The 20,433-nt window shown below is 33.0% G+C and carries 15 protein-coding genes; 7 read left to right on the plus strand and 8 right to left on the minus strand.

The window, feature by feature from the left end:
• Window positions 1-56: 56 nt before the first annotated feature.
• From FGM02_RS09795 to FGM02_RS09815, 5 genes are all read right to left on the minus strand, one after another.
• A complete protein-coding gene (locus FGM02_RS09795) occupies window positions 57-1,064 on the minus strand; it encodes a 3-oxoacyl-ACP synthase III family protein (RefSeq protein ID WP_139958184.1) in 1,008 nt (335 codons plus the stop codon).
• 170 nt (window positions 1,065-1,234) lie between these two features.
• Window positions 1,235-4,561: a preprotein translocase subunit SecA gene (secA, locus tag FGM02_RS09800; protein WP_139958185.1), complete on the minus strand. Its 3,327-nt coding sequence runs from the start codon at window positions 4,559-4,561 to the stop codon at window positions 1,235-1,237.
• An 82-nt stretch (window positions 4,562-4,643) separates the two neighbouring features.
• On the minus strand, window positions 4,644-4,865 hold the full coding sequence (locus tag FGM02_RS09805) for a DUF2795 domain-containing protein (protein ID WP_139958186.1): 222 nt from the start codon (window positions 4,863-4,865) through the stop codon (window positions 4,644-4,646).
• 101 nt (window positions 4,866-4,966) lie between these two features.
• Window positions 4,967-5,530, minus strand: a complete 564-nt coding sequence (locus FGM02_RS09810) for a cob(I)yrinic acid a,c-diamide adenosyltransferase (RefSeq protein WP_139958187.1) — start codon at window positions 5,528-5,530, stop codon at window positions 4,967-4,969.
• 11 nt (window positions 5,531-5,541) lie between these two features.
• On the minus strand, window positions 5,542-6,318 hold the full coding sequence (locus FGM02_RS09815) for an O-methyltransferase (protein ID WP_139958188.1): 777 nt from the start codon (window positions 6,316-6,318) through the stop codon (window positions 5,542-5,544).
• Window positions 6,319-6,411: 93 nt separating this feature from the next.
• Here FGM02_RS09815 and FGM02_RS09820 point away from each other — a divergent pair, with 93 nt between their 5' ends.
• A complete protein-coding gene (locus tag FGM02_RS09820) occupies window positions 6,412-7,188 on the plus strand; it encodes a polysaccharide biosynthesis/export family protein (RefSeq protein ID WP_139958189.1) in 777 nt (258 codons plus the stop codon).
• A gap of 9 nt (window positions 7,189-7,197) precedes the next feature.
• On the plus strand, window positions 7,198-9,675 hold the full coding sequence (locus FGM02_RS09825) for an exopolysaccharide transport family protein (protein ID WP_139958190.1): 2,478 nt from the start codon (window positions 7,198-7,200) through the stop codon (window positions 9,673-9,675).
• On the opposite strand, the gene recG is transcribed toward FGM02_RS09825, so the two are convergent.
• Window positions 9,672-11,777, minus strand: coding sequence for an ATP-dependent DNA helicase RecG (gene recG / locus FGM02_RS09830; RefSeq protein ID WP_139958191.1), 2,106 nt, complete (start codon window positions 11,775-11,777; stop codon window positions 9,672-9,674). The two genes, FGM02_RS09825 and recG, sit on opposite strands and share 4 nt — an antisense overlap.
• Window positions 11,778-11,914: 137 nt before the next feature.
• Between recG and FGM02_RS09835 the strand changes: the two genes are divergently transcribed.
• The 5 genes from FGM02_RS09835 to FGM02_RS09855 all read left to right on the plus strand — a co-directional run bounded on the left by FGM02_RS09835 (window position 11,915) and on the right by FGM02_RS09855 (window position 18,574).
• Window positions 11,915-12,790, plus strand: coding sequence for a WxL protein peptidoglycan domain-containing protein (locus FGM02_RS09835; RefSeq protein ID WP_139958192.1), 876 nt, complete (start codon window positions 11,915-11,917; stop codon window positions 12,788-12,790).
• A gap of 40 nt (window positions 12,791-12,830) precedes the next feature.
• Window positions 12,831-13,613, plus strand: a complete 783-nt coding sequence (locus FGM02_RS09840) for a hypothetical protein (protein ID WP_139958193.1) — start codon at window positions 12,831-12,833, stop codon at window positions 13,611-13,613.
• A 121-nt stretch (window positions 13,614-13,734) separates the two neighbouring features.
• Window positions 13,735-14,319: a hypothetical protein gene (locus FGM02_RS09845; RefSeq protein ID WP_139958194.1), complete on the plus strand. Its 585-nt coding sequence runs from the start codon at window positions 13,735-13,737 to the stop codon at window positions 14,317-14,319.
• Window positions 14,320-14,381: 62 nt separating this feature from the next.
• Window positions 14,382-17,315 carry a hypothetical protein gene (locus FGM02_RS09850; protein ID WP_139958195.1) on the plus strand — a complete coding sequence of 978 codons (2,934 nt, stop codon included), beginning with the start codon at window positions 14,382-14,384 and terminating at the stop codon, window positions 17,313-17,315.
• A gap of 53 nt (window positions 17,316-17,368) precedes the next feature.
• Entirely contained in the window at window positions 17,369-18,574 is a 1,206-nt protein-coding gene (locus FGM02_RS09855; RefSeq protein ID WP_139958196.1) for an RsmB/NOP family class I SAM-dependent RNA methyltransferase, read from the plus strand.
• A 54-nt stretch (window positions 18,575-18,628) separates the two neighbouring features.
• Here FGM02_RS09855 and FGM02_RS09860 read toward each other — a convergent pair whose 3' ends face one another.
• Entirely contained in the window at window positions 18,629-19,090 is a 462-nt protein-coding gene (locus FGM02_RS09860; protein WP_139958197.1) for a tRNA (cytidine(34)-2'-O)-methyltransferase, read from the minus strand.
• A gap of 129 nt (window positions 19,091-19,219) precedes the next feature.
• Complete coding sequence (locus FGM02_RS09865) at window positions 19,220-20,377, minus strand: class I SAM-dependent methyltransferase (RefSeq protein WP_139958198.1); 1,158 nt, start codon at window positions 20,375-20,377, stop codon at window positions 19,220-19,222.
• Between the last annotated feature and the right edge of the window lie 56 nt (window positions 20,378-20,433).

Here is a 20,433-nt window from a genome sequence, read left to right on the forward strand (position 1 = left end):
ATATTGATTTCTACTACCGAAGTACTAGAAATCAATATTTTGTCTTAAAAAAAACTCTACCAGCGAATAAATACAGACCCCCAAGTAAATCCACTTCCAAAAGCAGCTAATACGACTAGATCTCCATCTTTTATTCTATCTTTTCCCCAAGCTTCACTTAAAGCAATAACTACAGAAGCTGCAGTGGTATTCCCGTAATTCATAATATTATTATATACCTGGTCATCGTTCAATTTAAATTTTCTTTGAATAAATTGAGCGATTCTTAGATTGGCTTGATGCGGCACTAATAAATCAATATCACTTGCTTCCAAATTATTTTTTTCTAAACCTTCAATAATAGCTTCAGAAAAACGAGTGACGGCATGTTTAAAAACAAATTGACCATTCATATACGGATAATAAGATACATCATTAGGATCGTTATTAGCCAATATTTCAGGTACCCACCTAGCCGTACTTGGACCTTCTAAAACCAATTCCTTTGCATGTTTCCCTTCAGAATGCAAATGTGTTGATAATATCCCCTTATTTGAATCTTCCGTTCTACTTAAAACAACAGCACCAGCTCCATCGCCAAAAATAACCGATACATTTCTTCCTCGGGTTGTTTTATCCAATCCTCCTGAATGATTTTCAGAACCAATGACCAAAATATTTTTATACATTCCTGTTTTTATAAACTGATCGGCTACAGACATGGCATATACAAATCCGGAACATTGATTCCGCACATCAAGTGCCCCAATAGTATCCATTCCTAATAGTTCTTGAACTTCCACTCCACCTCCTGGAAAATACATATCCGGACTTAAAGTCGCGAATACGATAAAGTCAATTTCTTCTTTTTTTAATCCAGATCGTTCTAAAGCGGTACGAGCAGCTTTTGCCCCCATAACTGAAGTAGAATCTCCAGAACCTTCTTTGATCCATCTACGCTCTTTGATTCCTGTTCGTTCTTGTATCCACTCATCATTGGTGTCCATAAATTTGGACAAATCGTGGTTGGTAACTACATTTTCTGGCACATAAAAACCAAGCCCTGTTATTTTTGAATTATACATCGTATTTTCTTTAGAAGTGAATTCTAAATTTAGGAAATAATTTCGGCTTATAAAACAGTAAAAAAAACTTTCGCAATCCATTAAAATTTAATGGACAATATATCAAAACAAGGACAAAAAAAATCATCCAATAATTTGGATGATTTTTTTATTTATAAATGTTCTAGAAATTACTCTTCAACCAAAACCCAGTCGCCTTTATCTAACAAAGGAATGGCTTGCTTAAATTTAACTTCTTTATTTTCTCCACTCATCACATTTTTTATCGTCACGCGTTCGTTACGACCAATTTTACGTTCTTCTCGAACTATTGTTTCTGGAGCTTTTGGCTCTTGCGTATTGTGACTTTCGTTTGTGTTTTGAACGTCTGGCTTGCTTAATTGCAACTTTTCACGTTTTTGTTCGCGAGCTTCAGAAATTTGATTTGCATTCTGATTTGGAAGTTCTCCTTTAAATAAAAATGACAAAACATCTCTATTGATCTTATCCAACATTCCTTTAAACAACTCAAAAGCTTCAAACTTGTAAATTAACAATGGATCTTTTTGTTCATAAGAAGCATTTTGTACAGACTGTTTCAATTCATCCATTTTACGTAAATGATTTTTCCAAGTCTCATCAATAATGGCTAAAGTAATGTTCTTTTCAAAATCATTGACCAAGCCTGTCCCTTCAGATTCATAAGCTTCTTTTAAGTTTGTAACCACTTGAAGCGTCTTCTTTCCATCTGTAAAAGGAACGACTATACGTTCGTATTTATCGCCTTCATTTTCAAAAACATCTTTAATTACAGGAAATGCTGAAGCAGCATTTCTAACTGATTTTTCTTGGTAGTAGGCATACACTTTGCTATACAAACTATCAATCAATTCAGCTTCTTGCATTTTTTTGAACTCCTCAACCGTAAAAGGTGACGGCATTGCTGAAAAACTAATCAATTCAAATTCAAAATTGGTATAATCGTCTGTAGGTTTGTTTGCTGAAACAATTGCTGCACAGGTATCATAAACCATGTTTACAATATCAATTTGCAAACGTTTTCCATCCAAAGCATGTCTACGACGTTTGTAAACCACTTCTCTTTGTGCATTCATAATATCGTCATACTCTAACAAACGCTTACGAACACCAAAATTATTTTCTTCTACTTTTTTCTGAGCTCTTTCAATAGATTTAGAAATCATAGAATGCTGAATAACTTCCCCTTCTTCAAGTCCCATTCTATCCATCATTTTGGCAATTCTATCCGAACCAAAAATACGCATCAAATGATCTTCCAAAGAAACATAAAACTGAGAAGAACCTACATCTCCTTGACGACCAGCACGACCTCTTAACTGTCTATCTACACGACGAGAGTCATGACGTTCTGTACCTATAATTGCCAAACCACCTGCTGCTTTCACTTCTTCAGATAATTTAATATCTGTTCCACGACCCGCCATATTTGTCGCAATAGTTACCATACCAGAATTACCTGCATCAGCCACAATTTGAGCCTCTTGCTTGTGCAATTTAGCATTCAATACATTGTGCTTTATTTTACGCATTGACAAGGTTCTAGATAGCAACTCAGAAATCTCAACTGAAGTAGTACCAACAAGTACGGGTCTTCCTTCTTTTACCAATCTTGTAACTTCGTCAATTACGGCATTGTATTTTTCACGTGTTGTTTTGTAAACTAAATCTTCTTTATCATCACGTTGCATCGGTCTGTTTGTTGGAATTTCAACAACATCCAATTTGTAAATTTCCCAGAATTCACCTTCTTCTGTAATCGCTGTTCCGGTCATACCAGAAAGCTTTCGGTACATTCTAAAATAGTTCTGTAAAGTTACAGTTGCAAAGGTTTGTGTAGCCGCTTCAATTTTTACATTTTCTTTTGCTTCAATAGCTTGATGCAAACCATCTGAATAACGACGACCATCCATAATACGCCCAGTTTGCTCATCAACAATTTTTACTTTGTTGTCCATGACCACATACTCTTTGTCTTTTTCAAACAAAGTGTAGGCTTTTAATAACTGATTTAGGGTATGAATTCTTTCGCTTTTGATACTATACTCTCTGTAAAGTTCTTCCTTTTGAGAAACTTTTTCTTCCATAGTGGCATCGCTCTTATCTATTTCGCCAATCTTTACACCAATGTCTGGTAATAAAAAGAAGTCTTTATCTCCATCTCCAGATAAGTGGGCAATCCCTTTTTCTGTCAATTCAATAGAGTTGTTTTTTTCTTCGATGACAAAATACAACTCCTTGTCTACCTTAGGCATTTCTCTATTATTGTCCGCCATATAAGAATTCTCAGTCTTTTGAAGTAATTGTTTTACTCCTTCTTGACTCAAGAATTTAATCAAGGCTTTATTTTTAGGAAGACCTCTATAAACACGTAATAAAAGCAGACTACCTTCTTCAGTATTTCCTTCTTTTATCAACTTTTTAGCTTCTGCCAAAACTCCTACCAAATATTGACGCTGAATTTTTTCAATTGCATCAATTTTAGGTTTCAATTCATTAAACTCATGACGGTCTCCTTCTGGAACAGCTCCAGAAATAATTAACGGAGTTCTCGCGTCATCAATCAATACTGAATCCACCTCATCCACAATGGCATAATTTGGTGCTCTTTGTACCAAATCTTTTTGTGAATGTGCCATATTATCTCTCAAATAATCAAAACCAAATTCGTTATTTGTTCCATAAGTAATATCTGAGTTATAAGCTTTTCTTCTTTCTTCTGAATTTGGTTGGTGATGATCGATACAATCTACACTCAAACCATGGAATTCCCAAATAGGTCCCATCCAAGCAGCATCACGTTTTGCTAAATAATCATTTACCGTTACAACGTGAACTCCATTTCCTGTTAGGGCATTTAAATAAATTGGCAAGGTAGCTACTAAGGTCTTTCCTTCCCCTGTCATCATTTCTGCAATTTTACCTTTATGCAAAACAGAACCACCTATCAGCTGAACATCGTAATGAACCATTGCCCAAGTAACAGGAGTTCCTGAAGCATCCCATGAATTTTGCCAAATAGCTTTGTCTCCTTCTAAAGAAATGTATTCTTTATTTGCAGACAGCTCTCTATCAAATGCAGTTGCTGTTACTTCAATACTTGAATTTTCAGTAAATCGTTTTGCCGTTTCTTTTACCACCGCAAAAGCTTCGGGCATAATTTCTTCAAGCACAGCTTCAGACGCAGCATAAGATGCATCTTTTAAAGCATCAATTTCGGTATAAATCTCTTCTTTTCGATCAATATGTGCCGTTTTAGCTTCTTCCTCTAAGGCTGCAATTTTTTCATTAAAAGGTGCAGTTGCAACATTTAATTTATTTTTAAACTCCGCAGTTTTCAAACGCAAATCATCAATGGATAGCGTATTCATCTCTTTTTCAAAAGCACGGACTTTATCTACAATCGGTTGTAATAGTTTTAAATCTTTTTTCTGTTTGTCTCCTACAAAAATCTTCAGGACAGAATTTAGTATACTCATAATTATTTATTTATATCATTTCAAAAATACACAAAAAAAAAGCCTCAATAGAGACTTTTTTTGTGTTTTAAATAGTTTTTTTTTAATATTCATCCTCGTTCCAAAAATAATCTTCTTCGGTAGGATAATCTGGCCATATTTCAACAATTGAGTCGTATGCATCTCCTTCATCCTCCATGCTTTGTAAATTTTCAACTACTTCAAGAGGTGCTCCTGTTCTAATTGCGTAATCTATCAATTCGTCTTTTGTTGCAGGCCATGGTGCGTCTGCTAAATACGATGCTAATTCTAATGTCCAGTACATGTTTAAAAATTGTTTTGTTTTTTGCAAAAATAATTTTTTTTAGCAGAAAACCAAGTCTTTTTTTGTTTTTTCATGAAATCTAAAGAACTTTATCTAAAACCTTAGGGAATCCATTTGATTTCCTTGGCTTTACAATCAAAAGTCAACTTCCGTGCCAACACAAATAAGTAGTCAGAAAGTCGGTTTAAATACTTTAAAACACCCAAATCCACTCCTACTTCTTCATTTAACGTCACTGTTAAGCGTTCGGCTCTTCTACAAATACAACGTGCAATATGACAATATGACACCGTAGTATGACCACCTGGCAAAACAAAATGAGTCATCGGCTCCAAAATTTCATTCATTACGTCTATTTCATTTTCCAAATACAAAATAAGTTCTTCCTTAATTTGCTGAGTTTCTAATCGGTTTTCACCATTTTTTAAAAGCATCTTATCATATGGTGTTGCCAAAATAGCCCCAACATCAAATAATTCCTTTTGAATTTTAACCAAAGATTCAAAACTTGCTTTATCTATTTTCTGATCTCTTATCAAACCGATATACGAATTCAATTCATCTATAGTTCCGTAAGCTTCAATTCTTAAGTGATTTTTAGATACTCTATTCCCCCCGTACAAACCTGTTGTACCCAAATCACCTGTTTTTGTATAAATCTTCATTCTTCTCTCAATTAAACGCGTATTACAAAATGTTCTTTTACCTGTTCTTTTCTGAAAAACACCAATCCCCATTGAAAAGTGTCTAACGTTACTTTTACCTGTTCGTGTTTCTTTATTTCTTCCCAAGCCTCATCCATTTCATCACTCCAGTGAATATCATCAAAAATAAACACTGTATTGTTATGAATCGAAGGTAAACACAGTTTGAAGTACTCTAATGTTGCTTTTTTGGTATGATTTCCATCGAAATAAATCAAATCATACTTTTTATCTTCAACCAATTCTGGCAATACTTTTGAGAATTCTCCCGTCAATAAGTTGATGTTTTTTAGTTTAAAATAATCAAATTGATTTTGAGCCATGGCAGCTGTATTCGGACAGCCTTCAACGGAGACCACCTCTCCTTTTAAATTAGCTTTCGCCAAACAACTAGTTCCCACACCCAAGGAAGTTCCTATTTCCAGAGTCGTATTTATTTCTAAATATTTGACCAACCTCATAAGCATTAAGGCATTTTTCTTTTTTATAGAAGCTACTTTTGCGATTTTTGCAACCTCTCTATAATTTGTTTTAAAAACTTTAGATCCTTTCCCAAAATCGGTTACTTCAATTTTTTCTTTAGATTTTTTCAAGCGATTTAACACATCTGAATAAAACCCTATTTCTTCAACCTTATTTTTTTCATACAAACATTTCGTAATCAATTCATATACAAAAGGAGAATGCACCCCATGCTCATTTGTGGATTTTTTTAAAAATGATAGGTATTTTACAACTATTTGAAACATACTATTGTCTGATTAATAAAGCGAAAGTAGTCGATTTTTATTGTTTGTAAAACAATAAAAATTATATTTGCTGTTAAATCAAATTCATCCTAAATGAACAACTCATTTTTCTGGACTTTAATTGTCATAATTTTCGCATCCTGTGTCCCTCATAAAGATTTGGTTTATTTTCAGGGGGAACCCATGACGAAAGAAAACATCTACAAACTAAATAACACGCCTTACAAGTTAGAAGTCAACGATATAATAAACATCGAAATTGTTTCCGAAAACTCAAAATTAGTAGCCTTATTCAAAAATACCAATACGACTATCGATCAAACCAATGCTTCGACTTCATATTATTCTGGCTATTCCATTGACCAACATGGAAATATTAGAATTCCGTACATTGGAGATATTAACGTTTTAGGCTACACAACAAAAGAAGTTCGAGAGAAAATAGAAATAGAGCTAAAAAAATACATTTCTCACTCTAATAAAATATTCGTAAAGGTTAAATTGAGTGGTATTAAATACACTATTTTGGGAGAAGTTAAACAACCAGGAACTCAGACTTTGACTCAAAACGAAGTAAATATCATTGAAGTTATTTCAAAATCTGGCGGTATTTTGTCTTCAGGAAACAACAAACAAATAGAGGTCTTACGTAAAGAATTTGATGGTATAAAAAAATATACAATTGACCTTACTCAAATAGACCTATTTGATTCAAAAGTTTTCAATATTTTACCAAATGATATTATATATGTTAAGCCATTCAAGCGAAAATCTTGGGGACTTGGAACTACCGGAATAGATGCTTTTCAAACCTTTTCATCAGTATTTGCGGTAATTACGACAACATATTTATTGATCAAAACTCTATAATTTAAATAGATGCAAAAAAATAACAAAGCAATAAATTCAAACGAGCTTCCAACCATTAATTTAAAGGAATTTTTCTTTAAAATAATTAGTTATTGGAAATTATTCGTTATTTCACTTATCATTGCTTTAAGTATTGCTAAATTTAAAAATGGTTATGAAGAAAAATCGTATACCATAGATACCTTAATTACTACTGAAGACGAGCAAAACCCTTTGTTCTCCTCTAGTACAAACATTGCTTTTAATTGGGGAGGAGAAAGTAACGCTGTTGAAATTATTAAAGAACACTTTAAGTCGAGAACACATAATGAAAAAGTTGTTAAGTTATTGCAATTTTATATTGAGTACTTAGTAGAAGGAAGATATAGAATGGAAGATGTTTATGGAGCAGTTCCTTTTAACGTAGAAATTGACACCAACAACTATCAACTTTTGTCTCACCCTATTAAAATCAAATTTACTAAAAACAATAAAGTTAACATACACGTAGATTTTGAAGACGAAACAAAATCTCGAAAATTAATCAATTACGCAAAATTTAATCAACTAAGATTTACACCTCAAAAACTAATTTACGACGAAACATTTGATGTTTCCGAAAACATAATTACTCCTTTTTGCAATTTCAAATTAAACAAGTTGCATGATTTTGAAACTTCAAAGGAATATTTCATTCGTTTTAAGACATTAAACTCAACCGTTAGTAAATTCGAAGGAATTTCCATCTCTAATTACAAATCTGGAACTTCTATTTTAGAACTCTCATTAACGGGGTCTAACAAAGCTCGCTTAGTAGATTATTTAAAGACTTCAATTTCTGTTTTAGGTGAAGATCAAAAAAAGGCCAAAATTGCCTACGCAGTCCGATCTAAAAATTACATAGACACGATTTTTAAAAGAGAGGAAAATAAACTTTTAGATATTGAGAAGAAGATTTCAAAATTCAAGGATTCTAACAATATTTACAACGTAGATACTGAGGGACAGTTAATCTTCAACAAAATTAACTCATACGACGAAGAGATTCTTAATTTAAAAAGAAAAATAGATTATGCAGATAACTTATTGTTTTTTATAAATTCTCATAATATTGAAGGAAATAGTATTCCGGTTGCTACAACTGTTGGATTTGACGCTCCACAAGTAAGTAGTAGCCTAAATGAACTGGTAACTTTAACACTATTAAAAAACACCTTAGAATCTGAAGGCGTAACATTCCGACATCCAGAAATGATAGATATAACCAGTAGAATTAAATCTACTAAAGATATTATCTACAAAAAATTAACGTCCTTAAAAACTAAATTAAAAAAAGATTTAAACGAGGTTAACAAAAATTTGAATAGAGCTACTTATGAATTAAAAAAGATTCCTAAGCTAGAACAAGAATTAATTAAATTTCAAAGAAGTTATACACAAACTGAAATTAATTACAGTTACCTAAAACAAAAAAGCTACGAAGCTGGTACGGCAATTGCAGCCAATGTTTCTGAAATAAAAGTCATTGATGAAGCCAAAGACACCGGTCAAGGATCTTCCAAACCAAAAACGGCATTTAATTACCTGGTCGCAGTACTTTTATCTCTAGTTATACCATTGTTTTACATTACTGTTAAGCAATTGTTAGACGATAATATTATGACGGTCGAACAAATTGAAAGTCTTTATAAAATACCTGTTTTAGGCGTTGTAGGAAGAAATACATCAGGATCTAATTTGGCCGTCTTTGAAAAACCAAAGTCTTCAGTTGCCGAATCCTTTAGAGCCTTACGTTCAAATATTCAATTTTTATTCGACAACAATACCATAAAAAATAGAACCATTGTTTTAACATCTTCTGTAAGTGGAGAAGGAAAAACCATGGTTTCCATAAACATGGCCACCGTTTTAGCACTTAGTGGTAAAAAAACAATTTTAATTGGACTCGATCTTAGGAAACCAAAAATATTTGGAGATTTTGATTTAAAAAATGACAATGGAATTGTCAATCATTTGATTGGACAAAAAACAATTAAGGAAGTTACCCATAACACTAAAATACCAAATCTCGACCTAATCATCTCAGGACCAATACCTCCAAACCCTTCAGAATTAATCCTAAGTAAAAACACAGAGCTTATGATTGCAAATCTAAAGCGAGAATATGATTATATCATTATTGATACACCACCCGTAGGTCTGGTATCAGATGCTCTTGAATTATTTAAATACGCCGATGCCAATATCTATGTTATTAGACAAAGTTATTCTAAAAAAGGAATGATGAAAATGATTGATGACAAATACGTAAATGGTGAAGTTAAAAATATCGGATATGTATTAAACGATTTTAAAGTTGGCGGAAAATATGGTTATGGCTACGGATATGGCTACGGATATGGTTATGGTTACGGTTATGGAAACTATGGCAATAACTACCACGAAAACCCTGAAAAAAAGGCCGTATTTAGTTTAGAAAATATTCTAAATAAGTTCAAAAAAAGCTAACTGATATTTGCCCAAATACTCGTATTCTTAGCTATTTCTTGATATGCTTTTGCCAAAGGTGCATTTTCTTGTTTCAATAAATTCGGATCTTCCGACAGCAAACTATGTGCTTCTTGTCTAGCAGCCTCTAATAAAGGCCCGTCTTTAGAGATGTCGGCAATTCTTAAATTTAATACGCCACTCTGTTGAGTTCCCATGATATTTCCTGGACCTCTCAGCTTAAGATCCACTTCTGCAATTTTAAAACCGTCAGATGTGGTCACCATTGTTTCCAAACGCGTTTTTGCATCTTGTGACAATTTAAAACTTGTCATTAAAACACAATAACTTTGCTCTGCACCTCTTCCTACTCTACCTCTTAATTGATGTAATTGTGAAAGTCCAAACCTCTCCGCACTCTCTACAATCATAATACTAGCATTTGGCACGTTTACTCCTACTTCTATCACCGTAGTTGCCACCATTATTTGGGTATCACCTCGTACAAACCGATCCATTTCAAAATCTTTATCTACAGGTTTCATTTTACCATGAACGATGCTTAATTGATATTTTGGTGAAGGAAATTCTCTAACAATACTTTCGTAACCATCCATCAAATCTTTATAATCCATTTTTTCTGATCCTTCAATCAATGGGTACACAATATATACTTGTCTACCTTTTTCAATTTCATCCCTCATAAACTTAAAAACAGCCAACCTATTCTTGTCATATCTATGTACGGTTTGAATTTCTTTTCTACCTGGAGGCAATTCGTCAATTACCGAAATATCCAAATCGCCATACACACTCATAGCTAATGTTCTTGGGATAGGAGTGGCGGTCATGACCAATACATGTGGTGGATTTGTGTTTTTAAGCCACATCTTCATTCGTTGCGCAACACCAAATCGATGTTGTTCATCAATAACAGACAAACCTAGATTTTTAAATTTTACTTTATCTTCTAAAATGGCATGTGTTCCAATTAATATGTGCAATGTTCCATCCTCTAAGCCTGCATGAATCTCTTTTCTTTCTTTCACTTTTGAGGAACCTGTTAATAAGGACACTTTAATCCCCATGCCATCTAAACTAGCGTTAATAGAAGTGAAATGCTGATTTGCTAAAATAGAAGTCGGGGCAATTAGCGCTGCTTGAAAACCATTATCAATAGCCATTAGCATAGTTAACAAGGCTACAATTGTTTTACCTGAGCCCACATCTCCTTGCAACAATCTATTCATATGTGTTCCTGAACGCATGTCATTACGAATTTCCTTTAAAACTCGCTTTTGGGCACCGGTCAGCTCAAAACTTAATTTAGAATTATAAAAATCGTTGAAAAAAGCACCGATTGCAGGAAACTTAAAACCTACAATCTTATTTTTGCGAACCACTTTTTTACGAACCAATTGTAGCTGAATAAAAAATAGCTCTTCAAACTTAAGGCGATTACTTGCTTTGGTTAACATTTCCTGATTTTTAGGGAAATGAATATGCAACAATGCTTCTTTTTTTGAAATCAGTCCATGTTTTTCAATAATTGTTTGACTTAATGATTCGGGAATTTGACTATAATATGCTAAAAATAATTCTTCAAAAATTTTAGACATTACTCTGTTAGAAACACCTCTGTTGGACAACTTCTCAGTAGATGGATAAATAGGTTGTATTGCTTTTTTTATTCCGCTTTCATAAACAGATTTTAATTCCAATTCAGGATGCGCAATACTTTTTTTGCCTTTGAAATCGTTTACTTTACCAAAAACTACATACAATTCATTTAAGACAATAGAATCTTTGATCCATTTTGCACCTTTAAACCAAACAAGTTCTATTGTCCCTGTAGCATCGGCAAATTTAGCTACCAAACGAGAACCATTCTTTTGTTTGACAGTTGTTAGACCAATTATTTTACCAATAATTTGTACTTCCGAAGAATTCTCATTTAACTCATTTACCTTGTAAAACTTTGTCTTATCGATATACCTATTAGGAAAAAATGCAAATAAATCTTTGATCTCACGTAACTTTAATTCCGAAGCTAAAAGTTGCCCCCTAGCAGGACCTACTCCCTTTAAATACGCTATAGAAATTTGAGTTTTTGGACTAGACATTTTCTTTTTTTACAAAAGTAGAAAAAACAAATGTCCTTTTTACAAATAAAACATTGAAAACATTTTGTTTTTCTATTAAAAAGAATATATTTGTCTATATAATTTTGGTAAAACAAAGTTTATACATACCCCTAAGAATGCACAAAAAAAGAACTACATTAAAAATAGTATTATTACTATTTGTTTGTCTACATATACAAGGACAAAACCGAAATAACGCAACCAGTAAAAGTGTTGGCGTTTCCTCATCCAAAAAATCAGTTGGTGTTTCCGTATCACCTGCGCACTTTCATTTAGATTTAAAACAAGGCGAGTCAAAAACATATAGTATAACTATAAATAATGACACACCCGTTTCTAAAAGTTTCAACTTAAACATGTTTGACTTTAATATGAACGGAAAAGGTAAAAGTGCTTTTTTACCTGCCGGTGAAGGAGAATACTCTTTATCTAAATGGGTAAATATAACCCCTACCTTTGTTGAGTTAAAACCAAGAGAAAAAAGAAAAGTTGAATTTACCGTTTCTGTTCCTAATACGAGCGAAGGTAAAAAAGCTGCTTGGAGTATTATCATGGTAGAATTGCAAGAAGCAAGAAAAAGATTAGATCCTTCCAATAAAACGGCAAGTACTGTTGCCTTAGGAGTTGTTCCTACTTATGCTTTTGGAGTTTTTGTTTATCAAAACCCTCCTAATGTAGATGTCAATCAAGTTGAATTCGTAGATTTTTATGTTTCAGATGATGATGAAAAATCTAAAAAAATAGCCATTGTCTCTGAAAATAAAGGAGACGGAATAGCCTATTGTACTTCTTATATAGATGTAACAAACCTAGAAACTGGTGAACAAGAAAGATTGACCGTAAAGAAATTTACCATCTTACCAGGATTAATTAGAGACTTTATTTTCCCGATACCAGAAAGATTGCCAAAAGGTAAATATCTAGCTGTAGGAGTTTTAGATTTTGAAAACTCAGAGGAAATACAAGCCGCCAAAATGGAATTCGAATTATAAGTACAATAAATATTTAACACTAACCCCTAAATTACCCATTATGAGAAAAAACAAATTGAAAGTGTTTATCGCAGCAGCTGCTTTAATCGCTACAACCGCTAATGCACAGTTGATCGACGAGAAAGATGTATCAATCACTCTAGACCTTCAACCAGTATTACAATTGGAAATGACGACTCCAGATCAAATCGAATTCGTATTTGATGAGATTAACGAGTACCAAGCGGGAATTACAAAGTATGCTGCAACTATTTTAAAAGTAAGTTCTACTGTAAGTTGGGATTTATATGCAGTAGGTAGATCACAAGGAAACAACGGTGCCAATTTTTGGGATCAACAAATTGATTATGGAAATGACAACTTAAATGCAATTCCTAATCTTCCATTAAGTTTATTAGAGTTGAAACAATCTCATGCTAACACAGGAGATGGTGCTGCTTTACCTTCTAATCAATCTGATTACAGTACAGTATTCTCTAATGCTAAGTCTCCATCTGGAAACAACAGTATTTATGTAAATGGTGGTACAAGTACGCCTCCAGGAAACACAGATAAATATATTGCTGGTCACTCTGGAACAACAGGTGTAACAGGAGATGATTATATGGTTGGAGGAAGTTATTTAACTCAAACTGGAAGAAGCTCTGATTATTACTATGCAATTGACTATAGAATTTTACCAGGATTGCCTGCTATCTTTCCAATGGCATTTGACAAAGATAATGTTGCTGAAGATTTAGTTTCTGCTAACACTGCTGCTTCATATGCTGAACCAGGAGTTTACACAATGTATGTACAGTACATTTTGTTGGAAGATCAATAAAAATTTTTTAAGTTCATACAAATATAAAGGGTGTAGTTTTCTACATCCTTTTATTGTAATATATTATTTTTACTAGGTGCAAATCAAAAAAAACATAGTACTATTATTTCTATTTTCCACTTTGATAAACGTTAGTTATTCACAATTACATTGTGATACCGTTGAACTTATCTTAGAGGAACAAGGAAGTAATGTATTTACTTTTAACGATTTCAGCTCCTATGAAGGTGGTATAGCCAGAACCACAGTAGCCCGTTTAAAAGTTAGAGTTATAGACAAAGCCGTTTCTGACGGTTTGTGTTCTTGGTCACTATTCATGAGTTTAGACAATAATGGCTCTCCCATAGATGAATGGGAAGAACTAACATTGTATAGCAACGGATTGGCAAGCAATCCATTAACGAGTCTTTTAGAGATTCGAATAACCAATGATTGTGCAACTTCTAATTTAGATGGCGTTTTTACAAGTTTTACTGATGTTTCTGCCATAAATATTAAAGAAATTATAGAACCAATTATTCTTGATGCTTTGAATATAAATCATCCTGGCGCCTGCGGTACCAAAAACGTAAACGGTCCTGGAGATTATATCAATAACTACACAGAATTCACTTTCAAAATTGAGGTTAGAATAAAGCCTGGTATGGCCTATAACCCTGGGAGATTTGGTTTAACCCTCAACTTCAGATTGGAAGAAAACATTTAGCCTCATTGAGATTAAAAAACTCTCTTAAATGTATCCTTAAAGTCACACTATTTGTACTAATTGTGTGTTATTCACACGTGTCTTATTCTCAAAAGACCGAAACAGAATCGGAAACTCCTACTCCGAATGCCTTCAAAGGAGGTACCAACGACATTGCAAGAACTAAGTTTATAAAACCCATTATTGAACTAAAAAAAGGGAGTCTTATTTCCAATGTTCTAAAAGTAATAAACAATAGCAAAGAAAACTTAAATTTTACGGTAGATGTTTTACTACCTAGTGGATGGAATAGTATTATAGACTACGACAAAGTTTATAGCGCCAGCGTAAGAGACACCATTATTATCCCTGTTTTAATTGTTCCATCAAAGCTAAACACAGGAAGTAGCGAAGTTATTATCAATGCTTTTCTTATCGATTTAGATGGACAACAAATTGGTGACAATGCCTTCGTTTTAAAAACTAAAAAGAAAATATCTTGGGATGTTGTCGTAAAATCAGCCAATAAATTTTACTTTAAAAACGAAGAATACAATAAAAAATTTGAATACAGTATTATCAATAAAGGAAACTACAAACAAGACATTTTTGTAAATCACTTATTTCCTAAACGAGATTTATTTTTATCGGATACCATTCACTTAGAAGATAAGATTAACAACCCTAGTAAAACTATTTCCTTAGAAGTTGGAGAAGAAACAGCCTTGAGCTATTATGCTTCTGCCGTAAAACTGAACAAAAGGAATTCTAAAAAAATATCGATTACCAATTACAAACCCAATAATGGTGATTATTTCAAAAAATATGGAATGATCATTAATAGTAGTGAACCTAAAAGTTATAGCAAAACGGCCTTTAAAAAATCGAATAAGGTTTCTTTTATAAAACTTCCTAACGAAACAGAACTGCAACCTTTTGGCTACCCTTCTATTCCAATGACCTTTGAATTAAATGTTCAAAATATTTTAAGTGATTATCCTTTTATGTCTATGAACTTTAGGGGACTTAAACAACTGAATGAAGAAGCAAATCTGGTTTATTCAGCTGAAATAAATTACACACGTTCCTATTACGACAATGATTTGTTCAAAAATATTCCTTGGTATTTGGGCTATTATGACGATACCAAATCGGTAGAACTAGGTCAGGTTAGTGCAGATATTGTTGGTATTTCAAGCTTTGGAAAAGGAATTAGAGGAAGTTACAAATTTGGTGAACACCATAAAGTTTCTGGTTTTTTAATTGGAAACGATGGTATTTTCGGCTCATCTACCAGTAAATCCTATGGAGGTTCTTACAATTTAAAAGTGAGTGATGCTTTGAAGTTAGTAACAAAAATAGGTCACAATGAAAATAACAGAACCAATAGAAATATTGATGTTATTTCTTTACAACCAAAAATTAGGATCAATAGAAGAACAAACTTAAATCTTTCGCTAACACAATCTACTTTAAACAGAGAAGGCCTAGATAAAGTGACGGGGTACTTATACAATGCCAATTTTTCGACGAGCTTTTTTAAAAGATTTAGATCTAGTATTAACGGACGTTATAATGATAAAAATTTTAGTGGTGGTAATTACGAACGTTTAGGTTTGTCACATCGTGTATATTTTGATTTGAACGATCGTTGGTCTAGTTATATGACCAATTCCTATCAAAGTATCAAATCTACCGTTTCGGCACTAAACTCAAATATACCTTACCATCAAGTTCTTTTATTTAACAATGTAATTCTATCTAAAAAAATTAAAAACGGTTCTTTACAACCGGGTATTTATTACGACTATAAATTAAATCTTGGACAAGAAATACAATCTAAAGGATTAACGTTTAGAACTTCTACCTATAATTATAGTAAGAATTTAATTACCTCTATGTTTTTAAAAGGAGGCTATACAAAAACTACCATTAACGAACCTTCAAAAGAATTATTCAATGCAGAAGTTTCTGGTTTGATACGATACAAAACATGGAATTTGGCCATGAAATACAATTATGGTACCATTGCTTCTATCAATACTTCCAATGGAATTGATGATGAAATAACACCACAATTATTTAGAATTTCCTTGCAAAATCAATATGTATTAAAAAACAACAAATTAGTTTTAGAGTCTAGTTTTAATTATAATTATCAAAATACCACCAATAGTAATTCTATCGGTTTTTATCCTGAATTGTACTATTTCTCCGACAAAGGTTGGAGATATAGTTTACGCGTTGGCTACTCCTACAGCAGCATCGATTATAGCAACTTGATCAGCTTTGATCAAAACTTAGGTGAAATTCCTGACAATAGATCTGGGCAAAACATCAATTCAAATTTAAATATTGGCTTTTCACTTCGCAAAAATTTAGGGATTCGAATTCCTTTCCTAAAAAAGAATTCTTCCAATCTTGAATTTATCTCTTTCCTAGATATTAATGGAAATGGTTTAAAAGATGATGATGAGACAACTATTAAAAATGTGGTGGTAAAATTAGACGACAACGAAGTAATCACCAGCAACTCTGGAGTAGCGCATATAAACAAAGCACCGAATAAAAAATATGCCTTAGATATCTTTCCTTTGGAAGAATTAGAAGGTTGGTTTCCAAACGTACAAGATTCACTTTTTGTAGGAAAAGATGAAACTGTATTTCTTCCTTTTGTACGTGGTGTCAAAATTTATGGGGATGTAATTCTAGATCGACAAAAAATTGCCGTGGCTGATGAAAAACCAATTGACCTGTCGAGAATAAAAATTACGGCAACCAAAGATCAAGTATACCATACCTTAACCGATTCTAAAGGACATTTTGAATTCTATTTACCTAATGGTAAATACATTCTAAACATGGATGATAGCATCTTGGCTAAAAATTTAAGACTCTCTAGAAATAACATTCCGCTGGTTTTAAAAAACACGCAAGATGGTGCTTATGTTTCCTTTTATATCATCGAAAAACGAAGAAAAGTAATTATTCGAGATTTTTCTAAAAAGAAAAGATAGTACTTACGCTATCTCCTTTGATTTAAGTACCTTTGCATTCCAAAATTTACCAAATGCGATTACATAGAAATTTAGTTTTTACGGTTATAGATTCATTAAATGCAATATTTAACGAAGGTGTTTATGCTGACAAGGCAGTGGAAGCTGCTTTAAAAAAAGATCCTAGATGGGGTGCCAGAGACCGAAAATTTGTTGCTGAAACTATTTATGAAATTGTTAGATGGAAACGTTTATACAATGAAATTGCTGAAACAAAAGATCATTACACACGTGAAAATATTTGGAAAGTATTTACTGTTTGGGCGGTATTAAGAGGAATCAAACTTCCAGATTGGAAGTATTTTGAAAATGCTCCTGAACGTCGTATCAAAGGAAAGTACGACCAAGTTCAATCTATTCGTAAAATAAAAGAATCTATTCCAGATTGGATGGATGAACTATGTTCAAAAGAATTAGGAAAACAATGGGACAAAGAAATTACAGCTTTGAACATTCAAGCTCCTGTTGTTTTAAGAGCAAATACACTAAGAACTACTAGATTGAATCTTGAAAATGCATTAAAAGCGGAAGAGATTGAAACAATAGTTAATCCAGATTATAAAGATGCACTAATCCTTAAAGAACGTAAAAACGTTTTTAGAACCGATGTATTTAAAAGTGGTTTTTTTGAAGTACAGGATGCTTCTTCACAGCTTGTTGCTGAATTTTTGGATGTAAAACCTGGAATGCGAGTTATTGACACCTGTGCAGGTGCCGGAGGTAAAACCTTACACTTGGCGGCTTTGATGGAAAACAAAGGGCAGATTATTGCAATGGATATCTATGCAGGTAAACTTAAAGAATTAAAAAGACGTGCAAAACGTGCTGGTGCTCATAATATCACTCCACGCGTCATTGAATCTACAAAGGATATTAAAAAATTAAAAGATAGTGCAGACCGTGTTTTAATTGATGCTCCATGTTCTGGTTTGGGAGTTTTAAAAAGAAATCCGGATGCCAAATGGAAACTGCAACCTGAATTTATTGACAATATCAAAAAAATACAGGCTGAAATTTTAGAAAGCTATTCAAGAATGGTGAAAATAGGTGGTAAATTAGTCTATGCGACTTGCTCAATTTTACCTTCTGAAAATCAAGAACAAGTGGCCAAATTCCTTGCTCATAATCAGAACTTTGAATTGGTAAAAGAACAAAAAGTCTCACCTGCTAAAAGTGGTTTTGACGGATTTTATATGGCATTGATTGAAAGAAAAGCATAATTTTTTCAAAACAAGCAAAAAAAAAGGACTAACAATTAAATTGTTAGTCCTTTTTTAATTCTGCAACTGTCGCAAGCCTTCTCCTAAAGCCATAGCGACGGCATTTCCTAGATTAAAACTTCGAACAGTTCCCGGAAATGGTATTTTTACACATTGTTCTTTATAACGCTCTACAATTTCATTTGCCAAACCATCTGCTTCTCTACCAAAAACCAGCCAGTCTCCTTCTTGGTATGCGACATCATAATATGTTGACTCCGCGCGTGTCGTGAAAAAGAAAACTCGAGACATGTCCGGAATTTCGTCTACTAGATTTTCGAAGTTATCATGATAAGTCAAATCTAAGTCTCCCCAATAATCCAAACCGGCTCTTTTTACCCGACTATCAGTAATTTCGAATCCAAGTGGTTTTACCAGATGCAGTTTACTTAAACTCCCCACGCACAAACGACCAATATTCCCCGTATTATTAGGGATTTGAGGATTGACTAAAACGATGTTAAAATTAAATTTCACTGTTGAATTGTTGAGTGTTGAGTGTTGAGTGTTGAGTGTTGAGTGTTGAGTGTTGAGTGTTGAGTGTTGAGTGTTGAGTGTTGTAATCTATTGATATCAGCTTACAACTAAGCACTAAAAACTTATAAATTAAAATTTAACCTGCGTTTCTAAATAATGCTCTTCGATTCCGTAAGCATCTTTGATCCCTTTTATTTTAGCATTCAATCCCTTTTCATCAATTTCTTTTGTTGATTTAGTAGCCACCAACATGATGTTTTTTCGGGTATGTTCGTTAGAAACGAATTCAAATATTTTTGTTTGATAATGTCTTTTTTCTAGAATTAACGCTCTAATGGTATCTGTTACCATTTCAAACTGGCGTTCTTTAAAAATACCATACTTCAAAATTGGATCTTCTTGTTCCTTCCCTTTTAAAGATTGGCGTACTTGCTTATGACAACAAGGTGCACAAACAATCAATCCTGCTTTTGCTACAATTCCTTTTGTAATAGCATCATCTGTTGCCGTATCGCAAGCATGTAATGCTATTAAAATATCAATTTTTTTATTAGCGTATTCCTGTATCGGCTTGCATTCAAACTTTAAATTTTCAAACGCACATTTTTCAGCAACACCATTGCAATAATCTACCAATTCTTGGCGCAATTCAATACCCGTTACGGTGACATCCATTTTTCTTTGTACTACTAAATAATCGTACAAGGCAAAAGTTAAGTAACCTTTACCAGAGCCCATATCTACAATTTGGATTTGTTTCGGCAATTTTGCATTTGCAATTAAGCCTTCCATTATTTCCAAATATTTATTTATTTGACGAAATTTATCCGCCATTTTTGGAATCACATTATTCTCAGCATCGGTTACTCCTAAATACCTTAAATAAGCACCCATATCAGCTCTTTTTTCTTTAGGCTTGTCGTGTGTTATTGGTGGTTTATTTGCAAAGCTTGGCGCTCCACTTTTAAAAGAAACTACTTTTTTCTTCGATACAAAAACCTGTAAATCTTCTTTCAAAGTAAAAACAACGGCAGTTCTAAAAGTTGTTAATAAAAATTCTTTTAAAACTTCTATTCCTTCACTAATGCCATAATTTTTTACCTGGTCATTTGTTTTGTAATGATACGTAAAAGACATTTTCACTTCCTCCTGAATCAATACCAAACGAACATAGATATTTCTCAATCCATCGTTTTTACGTAAAGGTTTACTCAAGGTAATTTTAACAAAATCATCTGCTGCAATACTTGATTGAACTAAGTCTGAAAAAGTGCTAAATTGATCCATATATAAATTATTTTTCTACTATTAAAAACGAAACCTAACAGGTTAAAAAAAACTGT

This window comes from Flavicella sediminum (assembly GCF_006381105.1).
Classification (GTDB): Bacteria; Bacteroidota; Bacteroidia; order Flavobacteriales; family Flavobacteriaceae; genus Flavicella; species Flavicella sediminum.